Source organism: Pseudomonas sp. IT-232MI5 (genome assembly GCF_949767845.1).
Taxonomy (GTDB): Bacteria; Pseudomonadota; Gammaproteobacteria; order Pseudomonadales; family Pseudomonadaceae; genus Aquipseudomonas.
Map to the genome: position 1 here is coordinate 329,164 of NZ_CATKQE010000011.1, position 23,744 is coordinate 352,907.

Consider the following 23,744-nt stretch of genomic DNA (forward strand, 5'->3'; position numbering starts at 1 on the left):
ATGGAACCCCCTCCTCCGCACAATCTCGAAACTGTATCAGCGCCAAATTCTCGATCAGACACGGCGCCATTGGAGAGGAAAGCCCGATGAACATTCGATTCCTGCTTCTGATCGCCACCTTCGCCGTCATCCCCACCTGCGTCATGGCCGAAGGCTGCGACGTCCAGACCCAATCCTCCAGCGCCTCGGTGCCAGCGGTGGAAACCCACAGCTGTTATGAATATGAAGGCATGCCGGTCAACTCAATCGACTGGTCGTGCAGCAACGAAAGCAAGGACATGCTGAGCAGCACTAAAACCAAGGTTGAACACTGCGCCGATCACTATCAGGCCACGTGTATCGCCACGATCACCCAGGAATCCCTGGCCAACCCGCATTCCACCAGCAAGGACAAAAACGCCAAAGCCCTGAATATCCCCGACAACGCGCAAGTGACCACGTATTACTACGACGTGGAGCATTTGGCGCAGGCGCGGATTGATTGTGAGAATGGTGGCGGGCATTGGAAAACGAAGTAAACGACTGATTTCCATGCCAGCGACAGGCAAAGAAAAGCCCGGCTCAAAAGGACCGGGCTTTTTAGTGCGCAATATCCGTTAACCACCGCCGTTACCACCACTGCTGCTACCGGACGGTTGACCCGCAGGGCTGGGCTTGGAGGCAGAAGGCACCGGCCCATTGTCGGTCTTGCCACCATCACCACCCTTGGGCAGCGAGTCGGCATCCGGGTCGGCATTGGTGGCTGGAGACGCCGGATCACGCGTCTGGCTGTTGCCGTCGTTCGCTGTCGGGGTCGGCGTTTCGCCGGCCGCGATCGCGTACAGCGAACTGCCGGACAGCAAGGCCGCGAGGGTTAACACCGCGATTTTATGGTTCAGCATGGTGGTTCTTCCTTTGCTGGGTGAGTTACAGCATTGGAAGAGTGGCTGGCTCGAAGGTGCGGTGTATTGGATGAATGGTCATGGTTTAGGCGAAAAAAAACCGACGCCTGTTCAGGCATCGGTTTCCCCTATTGGTGACAGGAACCGGATATCAGCGCCTCATCGCTTCACACTGGCTGCGCAGAATCTTTAAATCGGCACTCATTCTTTGGGCGTACTGACCAAGCAGGCAGAGAAGTATTTGTTCTGGAATTCAGTGGTCGCGGCCGTTTGCTGCTCTGCGGTTTCGCGCCGTGGCTCTTCATACGCATCTTGAATGAGCCTCTGATACATCTTGGTGATCAACTTATTCTCATTTTTTTCCGAAATGTCCCAAAGCGTCGCCATGGGAGCGCCATCCTGACGTGCCTGCATCACGACCATCGCCGCGTTTTCAAGGATCTTGCAGCCTTTCAGATATTCGGTTTTTGAGATGGCCTGTGCGGAAAAGCTGCAAGTAAGTAATGCAGCACAGATAAAGAGACGATTACGTAGCACAGTGGTCTTCCTTGGAAAAATGGCCCGGGACTCTATCATTGATATCGTAACGCCATCAATTCGAACTGATCTGCAAGGTTCAACGTTTCAGGGCTTCGCAGCGGGTGCGCAGGTCATGGTTGTCGATATTCCCGCAACTGCTGCCGCCGGTCGTGGCGTTGCAATAGGCTCGTTGATCATGGTCATCGATGTTGCCGCATGAGCTGTTGCCCTGCTCCGCATTGCACCGCGCACGCAAGTCGTGATTATCAATATTGCCGCAACTGCTGCCGCTCTTCTTCGCGTTGCAGTAGGCGCGCTGATCATGGTCATCGATGTTGCCGCAGGAGCTGCCACCCAACTCGGCGTTGCACGAGGCGCGCAAATCGTGATTATCGATATTGCCGCAACTGCTGCCGCTCTCCCTCGCATTGCAATAGGCCCGCTGATCGTGGTCGTCGATGTTCCCGCAACTGGCGAACGTGTAACTGCTGAACATCAACAACATGGCGAGTAATAGTCTCATCACACACTTCCTTGGGTTGCCAGGAAACAGCCTGGCACTGGTTGATCCTGTTCAATGAGCGTCGCGACACGCCATCAAATTGACATCGCTTTTTAGGAAAGTTCCAAATCGAGGTGTGTGCGAATTTGAGTTCTGAAAAAGGCGTAGGAAAACGCGTCGTGTGGTGAGGGGATTCGTCCGTCGAGGGCGATGAAGTGGCACAGACATGGCGAGCTTTTTTGCCCTGAGACTTCGAACGCATCGGATTACGTCGATTGCACCTTGAAACGCGGTTTTACGGCATTCCAACCGGCTCCCTCGCCGACCGGTTTTGCGTCCTACAAGTCGGTTGGGGCTGATGAGATTGCTGCCTAGGGGCTTTGTAAAGAGCGAATGAAAAACAACCGAAGAAAGGATAGGCATTAGACCATGAGAAAATCCTGACTTTTTGGTGATATGCCTTATCGCATATCGCTTTAACAACCTGTCAACTTTAACAGGTGTATTTTTCGCAGATATATATAAATTTAGTTAGGTAATATCTCATTCACTGAAATCACCGGAAGGAATAAAACATGAATATCTATCGCGACTCTATTCGAGCTCTCTTGGTAGCCAGCGCGATTGGCTATGCCAGCCTTTCGATGGCTGGAATTGTAGATACCGAACAATCAGTACGTGGCGATAAGGCTGTATATGTAACCTGTACGGAAGCCGAAAAACGCAATGATCAATGCCAAGACAAATGACGCTTGCAGAACAGCAGACGAAAAGAAACCGCAATAACGCGGTTTCTTTCTAACTACCGTCTTCTGATAACTGCAATTAAACCACACACTAGCGCGTCAGAAATTCGCCGGCGTATTCGCACTAATAATCTCCGCCTCATCCGCCCCAATATTCCGAAACTTATGCGGCAGCGTAGTCGGAAAATAATACCCATCCCCCGCATTCAACACACTCACCGACCCATCCACGGTCAACTCAACCGTGCCACGGGTCACCAGCCCGCACTCCTCGCCCTCAGCATGCACAATCGGCTCTTCCCCAGAGCTCGCGCCCGGTGCGTATTGCTCACGCAGCAGACGCATCTGACGACTTGGCACGGAGGCGCCGATCAGCAGCAGGCGCAGGCCGTGGCGGCCGAGGTCGGGTTGTTCGTTGGCGCGGAAGACGTATTGGTGTTCGCGCGGGGGTTGGTCGAAGGTGAAGAAGTCGGCCAGGGACATCGGTATGCCTTCGAGCAGCTTTTTCAGTGAGCTGACGGAGGGGCTGACGCGATTCTGTTCGATCAGGGAGATGGTGGCATTGGTCACGCCGCTACGCCGGGCCAGCTCGCGCTGGGAGAGTTTGTAGCTTTCGCGTACTAGTTTGAGTCGAGAACCCGTATCCATGACTGCCTTATGTGAGAAGTACTTAGGCTCTGCGCGAAAACTGCCTGCGCGGCGATCATGCTGCGTTAAAAACAGGCTCGGAATGCTCATGTAGGGCCCTACACTCCGCTTCCTCGCCTGTTTTTGCCTTGCCTGATCGCCGCTCGGCGGTTCTCGCGCAGACCCACGGGTAATGGGGGTGGGTGGCGGGTGCCGCGCGTGGGGCGCGGATCACGTTGCTCCCGTGTCCCGGAACCGTGAAAGGCGGCTATTAAATCACGTTTGCCGGTGTTGCTCAGCAGGTTCGATGGACGGTGCGGCAAAAGTCCTTCTTGCCTTGGTAATACGGACCTGTAGGAGTGAGCCTGCTCGCGATTCGGTGGCACATTCAACATTATTTTTGACTGGATGGCCGCCTTCGCGAGCAAGCTCGCTCCCACAGGTTTTTTGGTGTTTCTGTGGGAGGGATGGTGGCTGGACTGGCCTCATCGCGAGCAGGCTCACTCCTACATTTTGATCTTTGGTGTGTCAGGTAAAAAAACCGGCGGGGTCTTGGGCCGCCGCCGGGGAGGTAACTTAGATGCCAAAGCGGTCGCGCAGCGAGTAGTAGACGGCGCCGAGGGCGGTCAGTGGCGCGGAGAAGGTGCGGCCGCCGAGCATTGGCATGTGTGGCAATGAGGCGAACGCATCGAAGCGTTCGGCGTCGCCGCGGATCATTTCCGAGATCAGCTTGCCGGCGAGGTGCGAGCAGGTGACGCCGTGGCCGCTGTAGCCTTGCATGTAGTAGGCGTTCTTTTCGATGCGGCCGAATTGCGGCATGCGTGACATGGTCAGCAGGAAGTTGCCGGTCCAGCGGTAGTCGATCTTGACGTCTTTGAGCTGCGGGAAGGTCTTGAGGATCTTCGGGCGGATCAGTTGTTCGATGTCGTCCGGTTCACGCGCGCCGTAGACCACGCCGCCGCCGTAGAGCAGACGGTTGTCGGCCGTCAGGCGGTAGTAATCCAGCAGGTAATTGCAGTCTTCGACGCAGTAGTTGTTGGTGATCAGGCTGCGCGCCTGTTTTTCGGTCAACGGTTCGGTGACGACGATCTGCGAACCGCACGGCATGCTTTTCGCGGTCACGCGGTTGTCGAGACCTTGTGGCAGATAAGCGTTGCCGGCGATCAACAGGTACTTGGCGCGGACCTGGCCTTTGGCGGTGCGCACAACGTTGGGCTCGCCGTATTTGATTTCCACGGCCGCCGATTGCTCGTAGATCTTGCCGCCCAAACGGGTGATCGCAGCCGCTTCACCGAGCGCCAGGTTCAGTGGGTGAACGTGGCCGCCCTGCATGTCCAGCAGGCCACCGACGTAAGCATCGGAGCCAACTTCGCGACGAATGTCAGCCGCGTCGAGCATCTTCAGATTGCGGTTGCCGTAACGCTCCCAGCTGCGCTTTTGCTCAGCCAGACCGTTGAGTTGTTTTTTGTTCATCGCTGCGAAGATGCCGCCCGGGCGGTAGTCGCATTTGATGTCGTATTCCTTGATGCGCGAACGAATGATGTCGGCGCCTTCGAAGATCATGCTACCGAGAATTTCTGCGGTCTTGTCGCCGTAGCGCTCTTCGATCACATCGACGTCACGGCTATAGGAGTTGACCAGTTGACCGCCGTTGCGCCCGCTGGCGCCGTAGCCGACTTTCGCCGCTTCCAGCACCGTCACTTTGTAGCCGGCTTCGGTGAGGAACAGCGCCGAGGACAGACCGGTGTAGCCGGCGCCGATGATGCAGACGTCACACTCGACTGACTCTTCCAGAACCGGAAAGTCGATGACTTCGTTGCGGGTGGCGGCGTAGTAGCTGTTTACGTGTTGTTGCTTCATTTTATTGTTCTCCGAAGGTCGCTCATCAAGAGCGACCACCGCTGTCGAAAATCAGAGCTTGATCCAGGTCGCTTTCAGCTCGGTGTACTTGTCGAACGCGTGCAGCGATTTATCGCGGCCGTTGCCCGATTGTTTGAAACCACCGAACGGTGCGGTCATGTCGCCGCCGTCGTACTGGTTGACCCAGACGCTGCCGGCACGCAGGCCACGGGCGAAGGTGTGCGCCTTGCTGAGATTGCTGGTCCAGACGCCAGCGGCGAGGCCGAAGATGCTGTCGTTGGCGATCTGCAGCGCTTCTTCCGCAGTGTCGAAGGTGATCAGCGACAGCACCGGGCCAAAGATTTCTTCCTGAGCGATGGTCATCGCGTTGGTAACGCCGTCGAACAGCGCCGGTTGCACATAGAGGCCGCCGGTTTCTTCGAGGGTGCGTTGGCCGCCGGCGATCAGTTCGGCGCCCTGCTCGCGACCGATGCTGATGTAGCGCAGCACGTTGTCGAGTTGACGCTGATCGACCACGGCACCGACGGTGGTAGCCGGATCGAGTGAATGACCGGGTTTCCACGCTTGCAGCGCTTCCACCAACAGCGGAATGAATTGCTCGCGAATCGAGCGCTCGACCAGCAAGCGCGAACCGGCAGTGCAGACTTCGCCCTGGTTAAAAGCAATGGCGCCGGCCGCCGCTTGTGCTGCCGCGCGCAAATCCGGAGCGTCGGCAAACACCACGTTCGGGCTCTTGCCCCCGGCTTCGAGCCAGACGCGTTTCATGTTGCTTTGGCCGGCATAAATCATCAGTTGCTTGGCAATCGCTGTGGAGCCGGTGAAGGCCAGCACGTCAACGTCCATGTGCAACGCCAGCGCCTTGCCGACGGTGTGGCCGAAGCCTGGCAGAACGTTGAACACGCCTTTCGGAATGCCAGCATCGAGCGCAAGTTGAGCGATGCGGATTGCGGTCAGCGGCGATTTTTCCGAAGGTTTCAGAATGAACGAATTGCCCGCCGCCAGTGCTGGAGCGAATTTCCAGCTGGCCATGATCAGCGGGAAATTCCACGGCACGATGGCCGCAACTACACCGGACGGCTCGCGAGTGACGAGGCCGAGTTGGTCGTGCGGCGTCGCGGCGACTTCGTCGTAGATCTTGTCGATGGCTTCGGCGCTCCAGCGAATCGCATTGGCGGTCGCCGGGATGTCGATGCTCATCGAATCGCTGATCGGTTTACCCATGTCGAGGGTTTCCAGCAGCGCCAGTTCTTCCTGGTTCTGCAGGATCAGATCGGCGAAGCGAATCAGGATGCGCTTGCGCTCGGCCGGGGCTTTTTTCGCCCAGATGCCGGATTCGAAAGACTGACGCGCGACGTCAACGGCGAGGTTGGCGTCGGCTTCATCGGTGCTGGCCACGGAGGCGAGGAAACGGCCATCGACGGGGCTCAGGCATTCGAAGGTATCGCCACTGATGGCCGGGCGGTATTCACCGTTGATGAACGCGCGGGCTTCGATGGTCAGGGACTGGAAGCGTTGTTCCCAGTCGTTGCGGGTCGTTGTCATTGTTGTGGCTCGACAAGGGGGAATTGGGGGGCTGTCTGGTTGCGATGTCTGGCTTGAGGTGGCTGCCCTCACCCTAACCCTCTCCCAGGGGTAGAGGGGACCGATCGGGGGATGCTCAGAATCTCCGCCGACCTGAAAAATCTTTGCCGATTGCATAATCGACTGGATCGTTCAGGTCGCTGAACATCTCAAGACAACCCGGTCAGTCCCCTCTCCCTCGGGGAGAGGGTTAGGGTGAGGGGCTCTTCAGCTTTTGAGGGCCTCAGCCAATCACACCGTATGCAGATACCAGTTGTACTCAAGGTCTGAAATCGAGTTCTCGAACTCGGCCAACTCGCTTTCCTTGCACGCGACAAACACGTCGATGTACATCGGGTCGATGTAGCGGGCCATGACTTCGCTGTCGTCCAGCTCGCGCAGTGCATCACGCAGGTTGTTCGGCAGGCTCTGTTCGTTCTGCTCGTAGCTGTTGCCTTCCACCGGGGCGCCCGGTTCGATCTGATTGGTCAGACCGTGGTGAATACCGGCCAGCACCGACGCCATCAGCAAGTAGGGGTTGGCATCGGCACCGGCGACGCGATGCTCGATACGCACGGCGTCGGCCGAACCGGTTGGCACACGGACCGCAACGGTGCGGTTGTCGATGCCCCAGCTCGGCGAGTTCGGTACGTAGAACTGCGCGCCGAAGCGGCGGTACGAGTTGACGTTCGGGCAGAGGAACGCCATTTGCGCGGGCAGGGTCTCCAGCACACCGCCGATCGCGTGACGCAGTGCGGCGTTCTGCTCGGGATCCTCGCTGGCGAAGATGTTGTTGCCTTCTTTGTCCAGGATCGAAATGTGCACGTGCAGACCGTTGCCCGCCTGGCCCGGATACGGCTTGGCCATGAAGGTGGTGTCCATCTCGTGGTCGTAGGCGATGTTCTTCACCAGACGCTTGAGCAGGACGGCGTAGTCGCACGCCTTGATCGGGTCGGAGACGTGATGCAGGTTGACTTCGAATTGCGCCGGGGCGCTTTCCTTGACAATGGCGTCAGCCGGGATGCCCTGCTCTTTCGCGCCTTCGAGGATGTCTTGCAGGCAATCGACGTATTCGTCGAGATCGTCGATCAGGTACACCTGAGTCGATACCGGACGCTTGCCGGACACCGGCGAACGTGGCGACTGCGGACGACCGTTCACGTTGTCTTGGTCGATCAGATAGAACTCGAGTTCGAACGCGGCGCAGATGGTCAGACCGAGGTCGTCGAATTTGCGTACGACGTTGGCCAGCACTTCACGCGGGTCAGCGAAAAACGGCTGGCCTTCGATCTCGTGCATGGTCATTAGAAGTTGTGCGGTTGGGCGCTTCTGCCACGGCTCGATGCTCAGGGTGCCGGGGATCGGATAGCAAATGCGGTCAGCGTCGCCGATGTCCAGACCCAGGCCGGTGCTTTCCACCGTGGAGCCATTGATATCGAGCGCGAAAAGCGAGGCCGGCAGGTTGATGCCTTTCTCATAAACCTTATGAAGACTGGTGCGTTCGATGCGCTTGCCGCGCACCACACCGTTCATATCCGCAATCAGAAGGTCGACGTACAAAACCTCAGGATATTTCTTAAGGAATGCGTTTGCTTCGTTGAGTTGAACGGTACGCAGAGGGACCGACATGATGCACCTATTTAGCTGTTAATTATTATGTTCACTGCTGTTTCGCCGAGCCAGTCAACCCGAACGGCAAAGTGAAGTCAATAGCGAACAGATGGCCGCTCAGGGTTTATTTTTCGGGCTTTTTTTAACACTCGCGTGCCAATACAGGCGCCACAGACCCTGAAATCATGAAGATATGATGAACGGCGTTTAGAATTTTTTACATGACAGTTGTTAATTAAAATCAACGAGGCTAAGCTCCGGAAAAGCTCGTTCAAGTGTCAAACTTCGAGGTGAATAAAAATGGCATTCAAGCCATTGATCGGCGTTACTGCGTGCGTCAAACAGATTGGCCTGCACCCCTATCACATCAGCGGCGACAAGTACGTACGTGCTGTCAGCGTTGGCGCTGAAGGGCTGCCAGTGGTCATTCCTTCTTTCGGCAACCTGACTGAAATCGAAGACCTGCTCGGTCAACTCGACGGCCTGTTGCTGACCGGCTCGCCCTCGAACGTGGAACCCTTCCACTATCAAGGCCCGGCCAGCGCCCCCGGCACGGATCACGATCCGGCGCGGGATGCCACCACCCTTCCTTTATTGCGTGCAGCCATTGCGGCGGGCGTTCCGGTGCTCGGTATCTGCCGAGGCTTCCAGGAAATGAACGTGGCGTTCGGCGGTAGCCTGCATCAGAAGGTGCATGAGCTGCCGGGCATGCTCGATCACCGCGAAGCCGATAGCCCGGACGTGGCGGTGCAATACGCACCGGCCCACGCCGTGACCGTACTCGCTGGCGGTGTGTTCGAAGCACTGGAGCTGCCGGGCGAGTTCCAGGTCAACTCGATTCACAGCCAGGGCATCGACCGCCTCGCGCCCGGCCTGCGCGCCGAAGCGGTGGCGCCGGACGGTTTGATCGAGGCGATCTCGGTCGAGCACAGCCCGACTTTCGCCCTCGGCGTGCAATGGCACCCGGAATGGCAAGTGCTGGACAACCCGAACTACCTGAAGATTTTCCAGGCATTCGGCGCGGCTTGCCGGCAACGGGCGGCGCGGCGCAACAAACGCTGATCCAACCCAAGAATACGTAACGATTTACTGCCCCCTCGGACGTCGGGTGTGCCTGCGCACATCCGTCATTCGTGAACAGCAACACCCGTAATAACAACAAGTACGACCCAGGCAGCCAGGACGGCGGCGCCGACCAAGCCCTCGGCAGTGCAAGGTCAGTCAGGCATGCGCAATTCCCCTGTAGGAGTGAGCCTGCTCGCGATAGCAATAGACCAGTCAACAGAGATGTCGACTGACATGGCCTCATCGCGAGCAGGCTCACTCCTACAGGGGATGTGTAATGACTGAGATTGCGCTTACAGGCTTGCAATCCACTTAAGCCCGGCCACATTGGCCAGGCGAACGAAACCTGTTGGGAGTTTCACATGGCAAACGCCTCCAGCACTTACAGGAAGGCACTTGAAGGTCATCAGCAACCGAAAAAGGTGCTGGTGAAAGTCGATCGTGTCACCAAGAAGTTCGACGAAACCGTGGCCGTGGACGATGTGTCCCTGGAGATCCATCAGGGCGAAATCTTCGCTCTGCTCGGTGGCTCCGGTTCGGGCAAATCGACCCTGCTGCGCATGCTCGCCGGTTTCGAGCGCCCGACTGAAGGGCGGATTCTGCTCGACGGCGTGGACATCACTGACATGCCGCCGTACGAGCGGCCGATCAACATGATGTTCCAGTCCTACGCGCTGTTCCCACACATGACCGTCGCGCAGAACATCGCCTTCGGCCTCAAGCAAGACCGTTTGCCCGCCAGTGAAATCGACGCCCGTGTCGATGAAATGCTGCGTCTGGTGCACATGACCCAATACGCCAAACGCCGCCCGCACCAGTTGTCCGGCGGTCAGCGTCAGCGCGTCGCCCTCGCCCGCTCGCTGGCCAAGCGTCCGAAGCTGTTGCTGCTCGACGAGCCAATGGGCGCGCTGGATAAAAAGCTGCGTTCGCAGATGCAACTGGAACTGGTGCAGATCATCGAACGCGTCGGCGTGACGTGCGTGATGGTGACCCACGACCAGGAAGAGGCCATGACCATGGCCGAGCGCATCGCGATCATGCACCTCGGCTGGATCGCTCAGATCGGCAGCCCGGTCGACATCTATGAAGCACCGGTCAGCCGCATGGTCTGCGAATTCATCGGCAACGTGAACGCCTTCGACGGCACTGTGGTGGAAGACCTTGAAGGTCACGCGATCATTCACAGCCCGGACTTGCAGCAGAAGATCTACGTCGGTCACGGCGTCAGCACCTCGGTGCAGGACAAGTCGGTCACCTACGCGATCCGTCCGGAAAAAATGCTCGTCAGCACCACCCAACCCGAGTTCCGCTACAACTGGTCCGAAGGCAAGGTGCATGACATCGCCTACCTCGGCGGTCACTCGGTGTTCTACGTCGAATTGCCCGGCGGCAAAATTGTCCAGTCGTTCATGGCCAACGCCGAACGCCGTGGCGCGCGCCCGACCTGGGACGACAAAGTCTACGTCTGGTGGGAAGACGACAGCGGCGTGGTACTGCGCTCATGAGAACCTTCAATCAGCAATTCCTGCGCCTGGTGCCCAGCGGGCGAAAACTGGTCATTGGCATCCCGTTCATCTGGCTGTTCCTGTTCTTCATGCTGCCGTTCTTTCTGGTGATGAAGATCAGTTTCTCGGAAGCCGCACTGTCGATCCCGCCGTACTCGGAGATCTACACCTACGCCGAACAGAAATTCCAGCTGCTGCTGAACATCGGCAACTACACCATGCTCGGCGAAGACGAGCTGTACCTGTCGGCCTACCTCGGTTCGCTGAAGGTCGCGGCGCTGAGCACGATGATGTGTCTGCTGATCGGTTTCCCGATGGCCTACGCGATCACCAAGACCGGCAAGGAAACGCAAAACGTCCTGCTGCTGTTGATCATGATGCCGACCTGGACCGCGATCCTGATCCGCGTTTACGCGTGGATGGGCATCCTCAGCAACAACGGTTTGCTCAACGCGTTTTTGATGTGGACGGGGCTGACCGATCACCCGATCGAGATCCTCAACACCAACACTGCGGTGTATATCGGCGTGGTCTACGCCTACCTGCCGTTTATGGTGTTGCCGCTGTACGCCAACCTCGTCAAGCACGATGGCAGCTTGCTGGAAGCCGCGCAGGATCTCGGTTCGAGCAACTTCAACAACTTCTGGAAAATCACCGTGCCGCTGGCCAAGAACGGGATTATTGCCGGCTGCATGCTGGTGTTCATTCCGGTGGTCGGTGAGTTCGTGATTCCGGAACTGCTCGGTGGCCCGGAGACGCTGATGATCGGTCGCGTGCTGTGGCAAGAGTTCTTCAATAACCGCGACTGGCCGGTGGCGTCTGCGCTGGCGGTGGTGATGCTGTTGATCCTGATTGTGCCGATTCTGCTGTTCAACCGCAGCCAGGCCAAAGAGATGGAGGCACGGGGATGAAACGCTTCGGTTTTTCCAAGTTCATGTTGATCTTCGGCCTGATGTTCATTTATTTGCCGATGCTGATTCTGGTGATCTACTCGTTCAACGCCTCGAAACTGGTGACGGTGTGGGGCGGCTGGTCGGTGAAGTGGTACGTCGGTTTGCTCGACAACACGCAACTGATGGGCTCGGTAGTGCGCTCGCTGGAAATCGCCTGCTACACCGCGATTGCCGCAGTCGCGTTGGGCACCCTCGCCGCTTTCGTGCTGACTCGCGTCACGCGCTTCAAGGGTCGCACGCTGTTTGGTGGTCTGGTCACCGCGCCATTGGTAATGCCTGAGGTGATCACCGGCCTGTCGCTGTTGCTGCTGTTCGTGGCGATGGCGCAGTTGATCGGCTGGCCGCAGGAGCGTGGCATCGTCACGATCTGGATCGCCCACACCACGTTTTGTGCCGCTTATGTCGCGGTGGTAGTCTCCGCCCGCCTCCGCGAACTGGATCTGTCGATCGAAGAAGCGGCGATGGACCTCGGTGCGAAACCGTTCAAGGTGTTTTTCCTGATCACCATTCCAATGATCGCGCCGTCGCTGGCGGCGGGCGGGATGATGTCGTTCGCCTTGTCGCTGGATGACCTGGTGTTGGCCAGCTTCGTTTCCGGACCAGGTTCGACGACGTTGCCGATGGAAGTGTTCTCGGCGGTGCGTCTGGGCGTGAAACCTGAGATCAACGCCGTGGCCAGCCTGATTCTGCTGGCGGTGTCGCTGGTGACTTTCCTGGTCTGGTACTTCGGCCGCAAGGCAGAAGCCAACCGCAAGCGGGCGATTCAGGAAGCGATGGATCAGACCGCAAACGAGTCGTGGCGACCACAGCAACAAGCCGCCACCGCATAACCCTGTAGGAGCTGCGGCACGCTGCGATCTTCTGATCTTGATGTGAAAGATCAAAAGATCGCAGCCTCGTTTCACTCGACAGCTCCTACACATGCTGGCGCTGTTAACCGAGTTTTGGCTTTGTGTTTTTGAATAAAAAGAATGGAGTTGTACCAATGAAAATGTTTGGCAGGACTCTGCTGACACTGTCCTTAATGGGCGCGATGGTCATGGGCGCCCAGGCCAACGACAAGGTGCTGCGTGTTTACAACTGGTCCGATTACATTGCACCGGACACCGTCAAGAAGTTCGAAGACGAGACCGGCATCCGCGTGACCTACGACGTCTTCGACAGCAACGAGACCCTTGAGGCGCGTTTGCTGGCGGGCAAGTCCGGCTACGACCTGGTCGTGCCGTCGAACAGTTTCCTGGCCAAGCAGATCAAGGCTGGCGTCTATCAGACCCTGGACAAATCGAAGCTGCCGAACTGGAAGAATCTCAACCCGGTGCTGCTGAAAAACGCCGCCGCCAGTGATCCGGATAACGCCCACGCGTTCCCGTACATGTGGGGCTCGATCGGCATCGGGTTCAACCCGGCCAAGGTCAAGGAAGTGCTCGGCGCCAACGCCCCGACCAATTCCTGGGACTTGCTGTTCAAGCCGGAAAACGCTGAAAAGCTGAAAGCCTGCGGCATCAGTTTCCTCGACTCGCCGACCGAAATGATCCCGGCCGCCCTGCATTATCTGGGCTATCCGGTGAACGACAAGGACACCGCGCACATCAAGGAAGCCGAGGCGCTGTTCATGAAGATTCGCCCGAACGTGGCGTATTTCCATTCCTCGAAATACATCTCCGATCTGGCCAACGGCAACATCTGCGTGGCGGTCGGTTACTCCGGTGACGTGCTGCAGGCCAAGGCTCGCGCGGTGGAATCGGGCAACAACGTGGTGATCGACTACAGCATTCCCAAGGAAGGCGCCGGCAGCTTCTACGACATGGTCGCGATCCCGCGCGATGCCGCCAACGTCGACAACGCCTACCTGTTCATGGACTTCCTGATGCGTCCGGACATCATCGCCGAGATCACCAACAGCAACGGCTACAGCAACGCCAACGCGGCGGCCACGCCACTGGTGGATGAAGCGATCCGCAACGACCCGGGCTCGTACCCGTCGCAAGCGGTAATGGCGACGTTGTATGCGGTGCCGGATCAGCCGATTGCCACGCAGCGGATCATGACCCGTGGCTGGACCCGGGTGAAACTCGGTAAGTAAGCCCGATGATCGTTCCCACGCTCCGCGTGGGAATGCAGTCCGGGACGCTCTGCGTCCCAAAGCGTGACGCGGAGCGCCACAAGAGGCGTTCCCACGCAGAGCGTGGGAACGATCAGTGTAAAAATTTCCCGTTCACGCAGCGCCTTACCACCGCTGCACCCTGCTATGAACGGCCTCACCTGGCTTCCTCGGCTCAGGTGAATTCTCAGGCGTCTTCGGGCGCCTTTTTTTGTGCGCTCACATCAGCGACCAATCTTGCAGGATCCGATAGCGACCCTTGTGTGATTCGAACAGGGCAAAGCGTTCGGAGCGCAGGAAAAACTCCGGCGGCGTGGCCGACTCAGGCTCCGGCGCACGGTAGTCACGGGCCAGCGTCAGATGCGGGCGAAACTCGCGGGTTGTTTCTTCAAAGCCAAAGGGCAACATCGCCTGCTCTAGTGCGTAGACCAGCCGCAGCAGCGCTTGTGGCGCCTGCTCCGGCGCCAGCGACAACACCCCGGCGCGATGCCAGACCTGCAAGTGGTTCAACGAAATCTTCAACGCCTCTCCCGGCGTGCGCACTTGTCCGGCCGCCTCGCAGACGTCGTTGATCTGCGCCAATGGCACCGCGCCGAGAAACAGCAGCGTCAGGTGAAAATTGTCCGCCGGCACCGGCTTACCGGTGCGCACCCCCAACTCCCCGCGCCACTGAGCGATCGCCTTGCGTTGCGCCGGCGGGCAATCGAGGGCGAAAAACAGTCGCTTCGCTTCATCGGTCATGGCCCTGCTCCCCTGTCCATCGTTATTCGCCGGATTCTACACAGCCTGATCAGACGACTCGTGACAGGAAGCTATAGTTCAAGGATTGCCATCAACCGGAGGCCGCCATGCGCGAGATCCTCAGCAAAGAACCGTGGTGGGCGCGACCACCGCATCCCGGGCAGGATGAAAAGGAGCTGGAATGGGGCTGGCTGGTGCATTACAGCGAGGGTGAGCCGCGTTTCGAGTTCGTCCGCGAGCGGCCCACTGACGAACAGATTCGCGAGCGCAAAAGCTGCCGCATCACCCCCTCACCCGAGTGAACACAGTACCTGTAGGCCTTCGCCTGCTCGCGATAGCGGCAGGTCTGCCAAGCCAGCTCCCACAGGGTCGTGCGGTGCGCCCACCATTGCTGGTTTCACACAAAACCTGTGGGAGCTGGCTTGCCAGCGATAGCGGTAGGTCAGGCAATGATGATTTTGAATGTACGGGCGCCATCGCGAGTAGACGAAAGCCTACAAGAGATTTTGCGCAGGCCTCAGGATTCAAGAATGTTCTTGAAACCACCAAAGATCATGCGTTGTCCATCGAACCCCATCGGGTTGACGTCCGGTTGCATGCGCGGGTCTTCCATCATTTTTGCCATGCCGGCATCACGGGTGGCTTTGTCCGGCCAGATCAGCCAGCCAGATGAAACTGTTTCGCCTTCCTTGAGCTTGACCGCCATCGGGAATGACGTGACCTTGCCCTCCGGCACGTCATCGCCCCAGCACTGAACCACGTCCTGTGCGCCGTATTCCTTGAACAGTTTCGCGGCGATTTCACAGTGTTTTTTGTACTGCTCACGATTGGCGCTCGGCACCGGCGCTACAAAAATATCGATGTAAGCCATGATCACTCTCCTTGCACGTTGGGTTCGATCTGCTGACTGGTCGATTGCGGCGGCTGCCACTCGACAGGATTCACCCCCAAACCGACCGACGGTTCATCGCCCCCACCCAGATTGCGCTCGACCTGCCCGGCCATGTGCAACGTGCCGGCCATGACGCCAGTCGTCGGGTTCTGCACCAGTTTCATCCAGGCCTTGTCGAAGGTGCTGCCCAGACTGCTGCGGATCAGCGCTTCGCTGTCAGGGCGGTCATTGGCCTGAATGATCGCGCGAATGCCGGCCACACCGACCGAAATCAGTCCGCCAGCCAGTTTTCCGGCCGCTGCTGCGACTGCGCTGGCAGCCCCACGCGGGGCCATTTCCGCTTCCATCCGCTGACTGGCGCGCTTGGCCACCGGGGCCATGCCGGCATCGGTCGAGGCAATCCCCTTTGCGCCGCCCTCAGTGTGGATCTTGTCGATCAGCGCAGCGTAGGCCGGCAGCGTATTCAGCGGCTCGGTGCTGATGACCTGAAACAGCGAGGCATCCCGCGCCGGTGGCGGGCCAAGCGCAATGGCCGGGACTTTCTGCAAACGTCCATTGAGCTGACCAACGGGCACACCATGGCGTTGGGCGATGAGCGGCATCTGCTGCGCCATCAACTGCGCATAGAACGCCGTGGCCTGACCAAGAATCGCATCCGGATCGATCTCCACCGCCACCGGCGCCAGCACCCTTTCCTGATACTGCTCAAGCAGATACGCCGCGAGACGCTTGGCCGAGGCGTCCTGCTCGCCACCGGCATTGATCGTGTACCAACTGACCTTCATCGACAGCCATTCCTGGGTCCAATAGCTGCTGAACCACGGGATGAAATTTTCTTCAGTTTGCTGATAGACCCGAGTGCGCCAATGTTCCATCGAGCCACGGGCGAAGACTTTGACTTGCTCGGTGGACCGCTGCGAAGCGCTGACGATTTCCCGGTCGATCTGCTGCCAGGTTGCAGGCGACACCACCACGGCCTGCGGCGCTGACACCGGGGCCCGCGCCGAGGTGGCGCAGCCGGCCAGCAACAACAGTGCGGCGACGAACAGCGCACGCGGGTTCACGGTAGCGGTGTCCTTGAGATGAGTGGGATGCAGATTTGAGTATAGGTGGGTCAATTGAGCCTGATGTTGGAAGTACCGGCCTCATCGCTGGCAAGCCAGCGCCCACAAGGATTTCCAGCGGCCGCAGATTTTGTGATCACCTCAGAACCTGTGGGAGCTGGCTTGCCAGCGATGAGGCCATCAGCAACACCCAAAAAACCCCAACCATCACTGCCATCGATATTCACCATCGCCACGATTGCCTTCCGCCCACCGCCCATCAAAGGCACGATTGAGCCATCCGAAACACAGCGAGGAGTTCACAACATGATTCACACCCACGTCACACTCTCCGTGAGTTTCCCGGTGTTCGGCAGCAACTATTACGACCAGCACGCCGTGTCGCACAAAGCGCAGGCACTGGTGTTCAACGAAGATTTCGAAGATCTGTTGATGCCCGCTGCGACCAATCACTTCAGCAATGAAGTGGTCGGCATCAACGATCAATTCCGTTTTCTGAGCGACATTCTCGCCACCCATTTGCTGGACATCGAGGCCTCCGTGCCTGCGCGATCCAGCGTCCGGGCGAGCGCTCACTTTTCTTGAGTATCGAGGGCTAAACAAAGAGGGCGTCCCATCGCGGGACGCCCTCTTGCGTTCAATCAGTCATCATCCCGATCACGATAGTAACGACGCCCGTCGCGGCGATCATCGCGGTCATCCCAGCGCCGGTCATGGTCGTAATTGCGGCCATGATCGCGGTCGTAATGCCGGCCATGGCGGTGGTCATCATCAAAATCCGCGACACAGCCACCGAGCATTACGGCGGCGGTCACGGTCAGCAGCATCGTTGTTGCGCGCTTCATTCAACACTTCCCTAAAACCAAGGTCTTGACGACGGAATCGGCCACACTGCCCGCGCCTTCAGGACGCAGTGCGCGCAGCCGCAGATACGACCGGGCAAAACGCCGTTGATTCAATGGCCACTAGCGACCGTTTGTCGCCCCGTCCGCGCTGCCCGAGCGGCGGCGAAATGCCACCTATACTGCTTGCAACCTAGCCCCACGCAATGGATCTGCGCCCTCAATAACAACAAGCAGAGGTGGACCATGGTCTGGCAGCAAATTTACGACCCGTTCGGCAACCCGGTGATCTCCACGCTCATGGCCGCCGTACCGGTGGTGGTGATGCTCGCGGCACTGGCGTTTTTCCACGTCAAGGCGCATCTGGCAGCGTTGTTGGCGCTGGCTTCCGCCCTGCTCATATCGATTTTCGCCTTCGGCATGCCGGCGAGCATGGCTGGCTCTGCGGCGTTGTTTGGCGCGGCCAATGGCTTATTGCCGATCGGCTGGATCGTCCTCAACATCATCTTTCTGCATCGCCTGACCACCGAGAACGGCTCGTTCAAAGTGCTGCAGGACTCACTTGCGCGCATCACTGATGATCGACGTTTGCAGTTGCTGCTGATTGCGTTCTGCTTCGGTGCATTTTTCGAAGGTGCGGCGGGATTCGGCACGCCAGTGGCGGTGACCGGGGCGATTCTGATCGGCCTCGGCTTTTCGCCGCTGGCCGCATCCGGCTTGGCACTGATCGCCAACACCGCGCCCGTGGCTTTTGGCGCACTAGGTACGCCGATCATCACACTGGCCAAAGTCACCGGGCTGGATGAAATGGAATTGTCGATGATGGTCGGTCGGCAGTTGCCGTTTTTCTCGGTGCTGGTGCCGTTCTGGTTGATCTGGGCATTCGCCGGGTGGCGCAAGATGCTCGAGATCTGGCCGGCGATTCTGGTGGCCGGCGTCAGCTTCGCGATCCCGCAATTTCTGGTGTCGAACTACCACGGGCCAATGCTGGTGGACGTGATCGCCGCGCTGATTTCCATGGCCTGTCTGACGCTGTTTTTGAAGGTATGGAAACCAGCGACCATTCACACCTCCGCTGCGCTTTCGGGGCGCGTCGACAACTCCAAAGTCGATGAAGAAAAAATCACTGCCAGCGCCGCGTTCAGCGATCAGGCGCGCCCGGCGGTGATGCGCGCGTGGATGCCGTGGATCATCCTCACTGTGTTCGTGTTTGCCTGGGGCACGCAGGGCTTCAAGAACATGTTCGACACCCGTCCGGCGATTGATCCGGTCACCCAGTCAGCCAAGCTTGATCCCACCGGCAAACCGCTACGCGAGGCCAACCCGATTTTCGCCCCGGCCGTGACGTTCACCAGCCTGCACCTGCAAATCGAAAAAGTCCCGCCGGTGGTCGCGGCACCGAAGGCTGAAGAAGCGGTGTACAAATTCACCTGGCTCACCGCTACCGGCAGCGGGATTCTGCTGGCGGCGATTGTTGGTGGCTTGCTGATGGGCTACTCGATTCCGCAACTGATCAAGCAATACCTGCGCACATTGTGGGTGGTGCGGTTTTCGCTGATCACCATTGCAGCGATGCTGGCGCTGGGGTTTCTCACGCGTTACTCCGGACTCGACGCGACCATGGGTCTGGCGTTTGCAGCGACGGGGATTTTCTATCCGATGTTCGGCACGCTGCTCGGTTGGCTGGGTGTGGCGTTGACCGGCTCCGATACAGCGTCAAACGTATTGTTTGGCGGCTTGCAGCGGGTGACTTCGGAACAGCTCGGGATCAGTCCGGTGTTGATGGCGGCGGCCAACAGCTCTGGCGGGGTGATGGGCAAAATGGTCGATGCGCAATCGATCGTGGTCGCCTCCACCGCGACCCGCTGGTATGGGCATGAGGGCGAGATTCTGCGCTACGTGTTCTTCCACTCGATCGTGCTGGCGATTCTGGTCGGCGGGCTGGTGACATTGCAGGCGTATGTGGCGCCGTTTACCTCGATGGTGGTCGGCGGGCATTGAGGCTGGATGATCTGGCCCCATCGCTGGCAAGCCAGCTCCCACAGGAACTCATGCTGTAAACAAAATTTCGTTCACAACATCGAAACCTGTGGGAGCTGGCTTGCCAGCGATGAGGCACTGACATTCAACACTCATGTTGACGGACAAGACGCCATCGCGAGCACGCGAAGGCCTACAGGGGATTGTGTCGTACCGTCGATTAATGAGCCACACGCATAACTCTATAGCGAAAATCCGACAAAACCTTTTCCTCTTCCCGACAGTCACTCCTTAACGAGACCGGCGATGACGCTGGCTGCCCGCTTGGGCCAACCACGACCCTGCTGCCCTGATGAAGAGAGAAAAGGAATCGAACCATGACGATTTCCCGACGCGGATTTCTGATCCTCGGCGCCGTGACCGCCACCGCCTTCGCGATGCCGCCGTTTATCAGCCTCAAGGCCTACGCGGCCAATCTGGAGCAACCGGCCATGAGCAAAGTGACGATCAACGTCAACGGCAAGCCGCGTGCGCTTGACGTCGACACCCGCACCACCCTGCTCGATGCCCTGCGCGAGCATCTGCACTTGACCGGCAGTAAAAAAGGTTGCGACCACGGCCAGTGCGGCGCCTGCACGGTGATCGCCGATGGTCGACGCATCAATTCTTGCCTGACCCTGGCGGTGATGCATGAAGGCAGTGAGATCACCACCATCGAAGGCCTCGGCATGCCCGACAATCTGCACCCGATGCAGGCCGCGTTCATCAAGCATGACGGCTATCAGTGCGGCTATTGCACGCCAGGCCAGATCTGTTCGGCGGTGGCGGTGATCAAAGAGATCCGCGACGGCATTCCCAGCCACGTCAGCCCCAGCCTGACCGAGCAACCGCAACTGATCGCCAGTGAGTTTCAGGACCGCATGAGCGGCAATATCTGCCGCTGCGGGGCTTACTCGAACATCATTGAAGCGATCACTGAAGTCGCGGAGGTGCCGGCATGAGACCGTTCAATTACAGCCGCGCCGACTCCCCCGCCGCTGCCGCTGCGCAAGCGGCACAGGTCGAAGGCGCACGCTTCATCGCTGGCGGCACCAACCTGCTGGATTTGATGAAGCTCGACATCGAAACCCCGCTGCATCTGATCGACGTCAATCACCTCGGCCTGGATCAGATCGAAGCCACGCCCGAAGGCGGATTGCGCATCGGCGCACTGGTGCGCAACACCGATCTGGCTGCCGATGCGCGCGTCCGCAAAGATTACGCTCTGCTTTCCCGCGCCTTGCTCGCCGGGGCTTCCGGGCAGTTACGCAACATGGCCAGCACCGCCGGCAACCTGCTGCAACGCACGCGCTGCCCGTACTTCTACGACACGAATCAGGCCTGCAACAAACGCCAACCCGGCAGCGGTTGCGCAGCGATCGGCGGGGTCAGTCGGCAACTGGGGATTATCGGCGTCAGCGACGCGTGCATCGCCACACACCCGAGTGATATGGCGATTGCCATGCGTGCCCTCGATGCGCAGATTGAAACGGTGAAACCCGATGGCACGACACGCAGCATCGCCATGGCCGATTTTCATCAATTGCCGGGCACCACGCCGAACATCGAAACCAGCCTGACGCCTGGCGAGTTGATCACCTCGGTGACACTGCCCGCGCCCGTCGGCGGCACCCACGTTTATCACAAGGTGCGAGATCGCTCGTCCTATGCGTTCGCGCTGGTCTCGGTCGGCCTGATCCTGCAAAAGGACGGCAGCGGCCGCATCGCCGTCGGCGGCATCGCACCGAAACCATGGCGGGTTGAAGCCGCCGAAGCGTTGCTGCCCCAAGGCGCCAAAGCCGTCAGCGCACGCCTGCTCGACGGCGCCACGCCGACCCACGACAACCAATTCAAACTGACCCTGGTCGAGCGCACGCTCGGTTCGGTGTTGGCGCAAGCGAGGGATGAAGCATGAAATTCGACACGCCCGCCACCACCAACCCGATCGACCAGTTGAAGGTCGTCGGCCAGCCCACCGACCGCATCGAAGGGCCGTTGAAAACCTGCGGTCAGGCGCCTTACGCCTATGAGCAGCGTGAAGCGGTGGCCAATCAGGCTTACGGCTTTATGGTCGGCTCGGCCATCGCCAAGGGGCGCATCAACAATATCGATCTTGAACAGGCGAAAGCCGCGCCAGGTGTGCTGGCCATCGTCACCGCCGCCAACGCCGGCAAACTCGGCAAAGGCCAATACAACGCCGCGCATTTGTTGGCCGGGCCGGAGATTCAGCACTACCACCAGGCGGTTGCGCTGGTGGTTGCCGAGACCTTTGAACAGGCGCGCGCCGCTGCGCAAATGGTCAAGGTCGACTACGTCGCGGCCAAAGGCGAATTCGATCTGGCCAGCGTGCGCGACCAAGGTGTCGAGCCGAAAGACGAATTGCCCGACGTCAGCCACGGTGATTTCGCCAAGGCATTCGCCGCCGCGCCGGTGCAGTTCGATCAGACCTACACCACGCCGGATCAGTCCCACGCGATGATGGAGCCGCACGCCACGTTAGCGGCTTGGAAAGGCGATCAACTGACCTTGTGGACATCGAACCAGATGATCGCCTGGAGCGTCGACGACATCGCGACGACGCTTGGTTTGCCTAAAGAAAAAGTCCGGCTGATTTCGCCGTACATTGGTGGAGGTTTCGGCGGCAAGTTGTTCATTCGCGCCGATGCGATTCTTGCCGCCCTGGGTGCGCGCATGGCTGGCAGACCGGTGAAAGTCGCCCTCGCCCGCCCGCAGATCGCCAACAACACCACCCACCGCCCGGCGACGATTCAGCGCATTCGCATGGGTGCGACGGCGGACGGCAAACTCACCGCGATCGCCCACGAAGGCTGGTCGGGCAACTTGGCTGAAGGCAAGGTCGAGGTCGCGGCGCAACCGAGTCAGTTGTTATACGCCGCTGAAAATCGACTAGTGAGCATGCGCCTCGCGCCGCTGGATCTGCCCGAAGGCAACGCCATGCGTGCACCTGGTGAAACGCCGGGGCTGATGGTGCTGGAAATCGCCATGGACGAGATGGCCGAGCAGCTCAAGCTTGATCCGGTCCAGTTCCGCATTCTCAACGACACCCAGGTCGACCCGGTGAAAACCGAGCGGCCATTCTCGCAGCGGCGCCTGATCGAATGCCTGCAAACCGGCGCGGAGAAGTTCGGTTGGGACAAGCGTAATGCGCAACCGGGAACACGGCGTGAAGGTCGCTGGTTGATCGGAATGGGCGTGGCAGCGGCGATCCGCAACAACCTGCTGGTCAAGTCGGGCGCGCGGGTACGGCTGGAGCGTGACGGCAAAATCACCGTTGAAACTGACATGACGGATATCGGCACTGGCAGTTACACGATCATCGCGCAAACAGTCGCTGAGATGATGGGTGTTGGTTTGAAGGATGTGAGCGTGCATCTGGGCGATTCGAGCTTTCCGGTGTCGGCAGGTTCCGGCGGACAGTTCGGCGCCAACTGCTCGACCGCCGGGGTATACGCCGCGTGCATGAAGCTGCGTGAAGCGGTGGCGGGCACGTTGGGCATGGCGGTGGATCAGGCGGAGTTTGTCGACGGTCAGGTGCGGGTTGGCAACAAGCACGTGCCGCTGCGCAATGCTGCGCAAAATGGCGTTATCGTGGCCGAGGACAGCATCGAATTCGGCGACCTTGCCAAGCAGTATCAGCAATCGACGTTTGGTGCGCACTTCGTTGAGGTTGCGGTGGATGCCGCGACCGGTGAAGTGCGTGTCCGCCGGATGTTGGCAGTGTGTGCGGCCGGGCGGATTCTCAACCCGAAAGCGGCGCGCAGTCAGGTGATTGGCGCGATGACCATGGGCGTCGGTGCGGCGTTGATGGAAGAGTTGGCGGTGGACAAGAAGCTGGGTTTTTTCGTCAACCATGATCTGGCCGGGTATGAAGTGCCGGTGCATGCCGATATTCCGCATCAGGAGGTGATTTTCCTTGATGAGACTGATCCGGTGTCTTCGCCGATGAAGGCCAAGGGGGTTGGTGAGTTGGGGATTTGCGGGGTCAGTGCAGCGGTGGCGAATGCGATTTACAACGCCACGGGGGCTAGGGTGCGGGAGTATCCGATTACGCTGGACAAGATCTTGTCGTCGTTGCCGGAGATGATCTGAATGACCTGAAAAAGCCCCTCACCCTAGCCCTCTCCCAAAGGGAGAGGGGACCGATTCGGGGATATTTGAGGGCTGCACCGACGTGAGCGTCTTGCTGTGAATCCATAATCGACGCAGCCATTTCAGGTCGATGGATAGCACAAGAC

General features: G+C 59.0%; 25 protein-coding genes. 13 read left to right on the plus strand and 12 right to left on the minus strand.

The window, feature by feature from the left end; genetic code table 11:
* Nucleotides 1-86 precede the first annotated feature (86 nt).
* Nucleotides 87-518, plus strand: coding sequence for a hypothetical protein (locus tag ACM6JQ_RS10295; protein WP_007919301.1), 432 nt, complete (start codon nucleotides 87-89; stop codon nucleotides 516-518).
* Between the two features lie 78 nt (nucleotides 519-596).
* On the opposite strand, the gene ACM6JQ_RS10300 is transcribed toward ACM6JQ_RS10295, so the two are convergent.
* The 3 genes from ACM6JQ_RS10300 to ACM6JQ_RS10310 form a co-directional block, all read right to left on the minus strand.
* Nucleotides 597-881, minus strand: a complete 285-nt coding sequence (locus tag ACM6JQ_RS10300; RefSeq protein WP_007919300.1) for a hypothetical protein — start codon at nucleotides 879-881, stop codon at nucleotides 597-599.
* Nucleotides 882-1,082: 201 nt separating this feature from the next.
* Complete coding sequence (locus tag ACM6JQ_RS10305; protein WP_007919298.1) at nucleotides 1,083-1,418, minus strand: hypothetical protein; 336 nt, start codon at nucleotides 1,416-1,418, stop codon at nucleotides 1,083-1,085.
* A 79-nt stretch (nucleotides 1,419-1,497) separates the two neighbouring features.
* Nucleotides 1,498-1,923 carry a hypothetical protein gene (locus ACM6JQ_RS10310; RefSeq protein WP_007919295.1) on the minus strand — a complete coding sequence of 142 codons (426 nt, stop codon included), beginning with the start codon at nucleotides 1,921-1,923 and terminating at the stop codon, nucleotides 1,498-1,500.
* A gap of 554 nt (nucleotides 1,924-2,477) precedes the next feature.
* Between ACM6JQ_RS10310 and ACM6JQ_RS10315 the strand changes: the two genes are divergently transcribed.
* Nucleotides 2,478-2,651 carry a hypothetical protein gene (locus ACM6JQ_RS10315; RefSeq protein WP_414893716.1) on the plus strand — a complete coding sequence of 58 codons (174 nt, stop codon included), beginning with the start codon at nucleotides 2,478-2,480 and terminating at the stop codon, nucleotides 2,649-2,651.
* A 96-nt stretch (nucleotides 2,652-2,747) separates the two neighbouring features.
* On the opposite strand, the gene ACM6JQ_RS10320 is transcribed toward ACM6JQ_RS10315, so the two are convergent.
* The 4 genes from ACM6JQ_RS10320 to ACM6JQ_RS10335 all read right to left on the minus strand — a co-directional run bounded on the left by ACM6JQ_RS10320 (nucleotide 2,748) and on the right by ACM6JQ_RS10335 (nucleotide 8,324).
* The gene (locus ACM6JQ_RS10320) at nucleotides 2,748-3,296 is read right to left on the minus strand and encodes a cupin domain-containing protein (RefSeq protein ID WP_007950154.1); all 549 of its coding nucleotides are present in this window, start codon (nucleotides 3,294-3,296) and stop codon (nucleotides 2,748-2,750) included.
* Nucleotides 3,297-3,851: 555 nt separating this feature from the next.
* Nucleotides 3,852-5,135 (minus strand): NAD(P)/FAD-dependent oxidoreductase, encoded by a 1,284-nt coding sequence (locus tag ACM6JQ_RS10325; protein ID WP_095113594.1) that lies wholly within the window; start codon nucleotides 5,133-5,135, stop codon nucleotides 3,852-3,854.
* A 51-nt stretch (nucleotides 5,136-5,186) separates the two neighbouring features.
* A complete protein-coding gene (locus tag ACM6JQ_RS10330) occupies nucleotides 5,187-6,677 on the minus strand; it encodes an aldehyde dehydrogenase (RefSeq protein ID WP_007918696.1) in 1,491 nt (496 codons plus the stop codon).
* A 270-nt stretch (nucleotides 6,678-6,947) separates the two neighbouring features.
* Nucleotides 6,948-8,324 (minus strand): glutamine synthetase family protein, encoded by a 1,377-nt coding sequence (locus ACM6JQ_RS10335; protein ID WP_007918694.1) that lies wholly within the window; start codon nucleotides 8,322-8,324, stop codon nucleotides 6,948-6,950.
* Nucleotides 8,325-8,606: 282 nt separating this feature from the next.
* Here ACM6JQ_RS10335 and ACM6JQ_RS10340 point away from each other — a divergent pair, with 282 nt between their 5' ends.
* The 5 genes from ACM6JQ_RS10340 (at nucleotide 8,607) to ACM6JQ_RS10360 (ending at nucleotide 13,912) form a co-directional block, all read left to right on the plus strand.
* Complete coding sequence (locus ACM6JQ_RS10340) at nucleotides 8,607-9,368, plus strand: gamma-glutamyl-gamma-aminobutyrate hydrolase family protein (RefSeq protein WP_414893717.1); 762 nt, start codon at nucleotides 8,607-8,609, stop codon at nucleotides 9,366-9,368.
* 365 nt (nucleotides 9,369-9,733) lie between these two features.
* Nucleotides 9,734-10,876: an ABC transporter ATP-binding protein gene (locus ACM6JQ_RS10345; protein WP_007919249.1), complete on the plus strand. Its 1,143-nt coding sequence runs from the start codon at nucleotides 9,734-9,736 to the stop codon at nucleotides 10,874-10,876.
* 29 nt (nucleotides 10,877-10,905) lie between these two features.
* A complete protein-coding gene (locus ACM6JQ_RS10350) occupies nucleotides 10,906-11,787 on the plus strand; it encodes an ABC transporter permease subunit (protein WP_371042493.1) in 882 nt (293 codons plus the stop codon).
* The gene (locus ACM6JQ_RS10355; protein WP_007919252.1) at nucleotides 11,784-12,659 is read left to right on the plus strand and encodes an ABC transporter permease subunit; all 876 of its coding nucleotides are present in this window, start codon (nucleotides 11,784-11,786) and stop codon (nucleotides 12,657-12,659) included. Before ACM6JQ_RS10350 ends, ACM6JQ_RS10355 begins: the two co-directional genes overlap by 4 nt.
* 155 nt (nucleotides 12,660-12,814) lie before the next feature.
* Nucleotides 12,815-13,912: a polyamine ABC transporter substrate-binding protein gene (locus tag ACM6JQ_RS10360; RefSeq protein WP_007919260.1), complete on the plus strand. Its 1,098-nt coding sequence runs from the start codon at nucleotides 12,815-12,817 to the stop codon at nucleotides 13,910-13,912.
* Nucleotides 13,913-14,149: 237 nt separating this feature from the next.
* Here ACM6JQ_RS10360 and thpR read toward each other — a convergent pair whose 3' ends face one another.
* Nucleotides 14,150-14,671 carry an RNA 2',3'-cyclic phosphodiesterase gene (gene thpR, locus ACM6JQ_RS10365; RefSeq protein WP_414893718.1) on the minus strand — a complete coding sequence of 174 codons (522 nt, stop codon included), beginning with the start codon at nucleotides 14,669-14,671 and terminating at the stop codon, nucleotides 14,150-14,152.
* Between the two features lie 107 nt (nucleotides 14,672-14,778).
* On the opposite strand from thpR, the gene ACM6JQ_RS10370 reads away from it, so the two are divergent.
* On the plus strand, nucleotides 14,779-14,973 hold the full coding sequence (locus ACM6JQ_RS10370) for a hypothetical protein (RefSeq protein ID WP_007918825.1): 195 nt from the start codon (nucleotides 14,779-14,781) through the stop codon (nucleotides 14,971-14,973).
* Nucleotides 14,974-15,188: 215 nt separating this feature from the next.
* Here the strand turns inward: ACM6JQ_RS10370 and ACM6JQ_RS10375 are convergent, their stop codons facing one another.
* Genes ACM6JQ_RS10375 through ACM6JQ_RS10385 form a run of 3 tightly spaced genes read right to left on the minus strand, consistent with a single transcriptional unit; the run spans nucleotide 15,189 to nucleotide 16,863 of the window.
* Nucleotides 15,189-15,542 (minus strand): DUF1428 domain-containing protein, encoded by a 354-nt coding sequence (locus ACM6JQ_RS10375; protein ID WP_414893719.1) that lies wholly within the window; start codon nucleotides 15,540-15,542, stop codon nucleotides 15,189-15,191.
* 2 nt (nucleotides 15,543-15,544) lie between these two features.
* Nucleotides 15,545-16,627, minus strand: a complete 1,083-nt coding sequence (locus ACM6JQ_RS10380; RefSeq protein WP_414893720.1) for a hypothetical protein — start codon at nucleotides 16,625-16,627, stop codon at nucleotides 15,545-15,547.
* Between the two features lie 50 nt (nucleotides 16,628-16,677).
* Nucleotides 16,678-16,863, minus strand: coding sequence for a hypothetical protein (locus ACM6JQ_RS10385; protein WP_414893721.1), 186 nt, complete (start codon nucleotides 16,861-16,863; stop codon nucleotides 16,678-16,680).
* Between the two features lie 70 nt (nucleotides 16,864-16,933).
* On the opposite strand from ACM6JQ_RS10385, the gene ACM6JQ_RS10390 reads away from it, so the two are divergent.
* A complete protein-coding gene (locus ACM6JQ_RS10390) occupies nucleotides 16,934-17,212 on the plus strand; it encodes a hypothetical protein (protein WP_007918828.1) in 279 nt (92 codons plus the stop codon).
* A gap of 56 nt (nucleotides 17,213-17,268) precedes the next feature.
* On the opposite strand, the gene ACM6JQ_RS10395 is transcribed toward ACM6JQ_RS10390, so the two are convergent.
* Nucleotides 17,269-17,472 carry a hypothetical protein gene (locus tag ACM6JQ_RS10395; RefSeq protein ID WP_064120858.1) on the minus strand — a complete coding sequence of 68 codons (204 nt, stop codon included), beginning with the start codon at nucleotides 17,470-17,472 and terminating at the stop codon, nucleotides 17,269-17,271.
* Nucleotides 17,473-17,715: 243 nt separating this feature from the next.
* Here ACM6JQ_RS10395 and ACM6JQ_RS10400 point away from each other — a divergent pair, with 243 nt between their 5' ends.
* From ACM6JQ_RS10400 to paoC, 4 genes are all read left to right on the plus strand, one after another.
* The gene (locus tag ACM6JQ_RS10400; RefSeq protein ID WP_095113600.1) at nucleotides 17,716-19,470 is read left to right on the plus strand and encodes an L-lactate permease; all 1,755 of its coding nucleotides are present in this window, start codon (nucleotides 17,716-17,718) and stop codon (nucleotides 19,468-19,470) included.
* Between the two features lie 356 nt (nucleotides 19,471-19,826).
* Nucleotides 19,827-20,450: an aldehyde dehydrogenase iron-sulfur subunit PaoA gene (gene paoA, locus ACM6JQ_RS10405; protein ID WP_414893722.1), complete on the plus strand. Its 624-nt coding sequence runs from the start codon at nucleotides 19,827-19,829 to the stop codon at nucleotides 20,448-20,450.
* Nucleotides 20,447-21,403: an FAD binding domain-containing protein gene (locus tag ACM6JQ_RS10410; protein WP_414893724.1), complete on the plus strand. Its 957-nt coding sequence runs from the start codon at nucleotides 20,447-20,449 to the stop codon at nucleotides 21,401-21,403. The genes paoA and ACM6JQ_RS10410 overlap by 4 nt, the downstream gene beginning before the upstream one ends.
* Nucleotides 21,400-23,598, plus strand: a complete 2,199-nt coding sequence (gene paoC, locus ACM6JQ_RS10415) for an aldehyde oxidoreductase molybdenum-binding subunit PaoC (protein WP_414893725.1) — start codon at nucleotides 21,400-21,402, stop codon at nucleotides 23,596-23,598. The genes ACM6JQ_RS10410 and paoC overlap by 4 nt, the downstream gene beginning before the upstream one ends.
* The last annotated feature ends 146 nt before the right edge of the window (nucleotides 23,599-23,744 follow it).

Bases quoted from the DNA above. Each gene is read 5' to 3' on its own strand.
- ACM6JQ_RS10410 (WP_414893724.1), top strand. From the start codon at position 20,447: ATGAGACCGTTCAATTACAGCCGCGCCGACTCCCCCGCCGCTGCCGCT.
- ACM6JQ_RS10300 (WP_007919300.1), bottom strand. From the start codon at position 881: ATGCTGAACCATAAAATCGCGGTGTTAACCCTCGCGGCCTTGCTGTCC.
- ACM6JQ_RS10390 (WP_007918828.1), top strand. From the start codon at position 16,934: ATGATTCACACCCACGTCACACTCTCCGTGAGTTTCCCGGTGTTCGGC.
- ACM6JQ_RS10335 (WP_007918694.1), bottom strand. From the start codon at position 8,324: ATGTCGGTCCCTCTGCGTACCGTTCAACTCAACGAAGCAAACGCATTC.
- ACM6JQ_RS10395 (WP_064120858.1), bottom strand. From the start codon at position 17,472: ATGAAGCGCGCAACAACGATGCTGCTGACCGTGACCGCCGCCGTAATG.
- ACM6JQ_RS10375 (WP_414893719.1), bottom strand. From the start codon at position 15,542: ATGGCTTACATCGATATTTTTGTAGCGCCGGTGCCGAGCGCCAATCGT.
- ACM6JQ_RS10355 (WP_007919252.1), top strand. From the start codon at position 11,784: ATGAAACGCTTCGGTTTTTCCAAGTTCATGTTGATCTTCGGCCTGATG.
- ACM6JQ_RS10340 (WP_414893717.1), top strand. From the start codon at position 8,607: ATGGCATTCAAGCCATTGATCGGCGTTACTGCGTGCGTCAAACAGATT.
- ACM6JQ_RS10345 (WP_007919249.1), top strand. From the start codon at position 9,734: ATGGCAAACGCCTCCAGCACTTACAGGAAGGCACTTGAAGGTCATCAG.
- paoC (WP_414893725.1), top strand. From the start codon at position 21,400: ATGAAATTCGACACGCCCGCCACCACCAACCCGATCGACCAGTTGAAG.
- ACM6JQ_RS10400 (WP_095113600.1), top strand. From the start codon at position 17,716: ATGGTCTGGCAGCAAATTTACGACCCGTTCGGCAACCCGGTGATCTCC.
- ACM6JQ_RS10310 (WP_007919295.1), bottom strand. From the start codon at position 1,923: ATGAGACTATTACTCGCCATGTTGTTGATGTTCAGCAGTTACACGTTC.
- ACM6JQ_RS10315 (WP_414893716.1), top strand. From the start codon at position 2,478: ATGAATATCTATCGCGACTCTATTCGAGCTCTCTTGGTAGCCAGCGCG.
- thpR (WP_414893718.1), bottom strand. From the start codon at position 14,671: ATGACCGATGAAGCGAAGCGACTGTTTTTCGCCCTCGATTGCCCGCCG.
- ACM6JQ_RS10370 (WP_007918825.1), top strand. From the start codon at position 14,779: ATGCGCGAGATCCTCAGCAAAGAACCGTGGTGGGCGCGACCACCGCAT.
- paoA (WP_414893722.1), top strand. From the start codon at position 19,827: ATGACGATTTCCCGACGCGGATTTCTGATCCTCGGCGCCGTGACCGCC.
- ACM6JQ_RS10320 (WP_007950154.1), bottom strand. From the start codon at position 3,296: ATGGATACGGGTTCTCGACTCAAACTAGTACGCGAAAGCTACAAACTC.
- ACM6JQ_RS10360 (WP_007919260.1), top strand. From the start codon at position 12,815: ATGAAAATGTTTGGCAGGACTCTGCTGACACTGTCCTTAATGGGCGCG.
- ACM6JQ_RS10330 (WP_007918696.1), bottom strand. From the start codon at position 6,677: ATGACAACGACCCGCAACGACTGGGAACAACGCTTCCAGTCCCTGACC.
- ACM6JQ_RS10295 (WP_007919301.1), top strand. From the start codon at position 87: ATGAACATTCGATTCCTGCTTCTGATCGCCACCTTCGCCGTCATCCCC.
- ACM6JQ_RS10325 (WP_095113594.1), bottom strand. From the start codon at position 5,135: ATGAAGCAACAACACGTAAACAGCTACTACGCCGCCACCCGCAACGAA.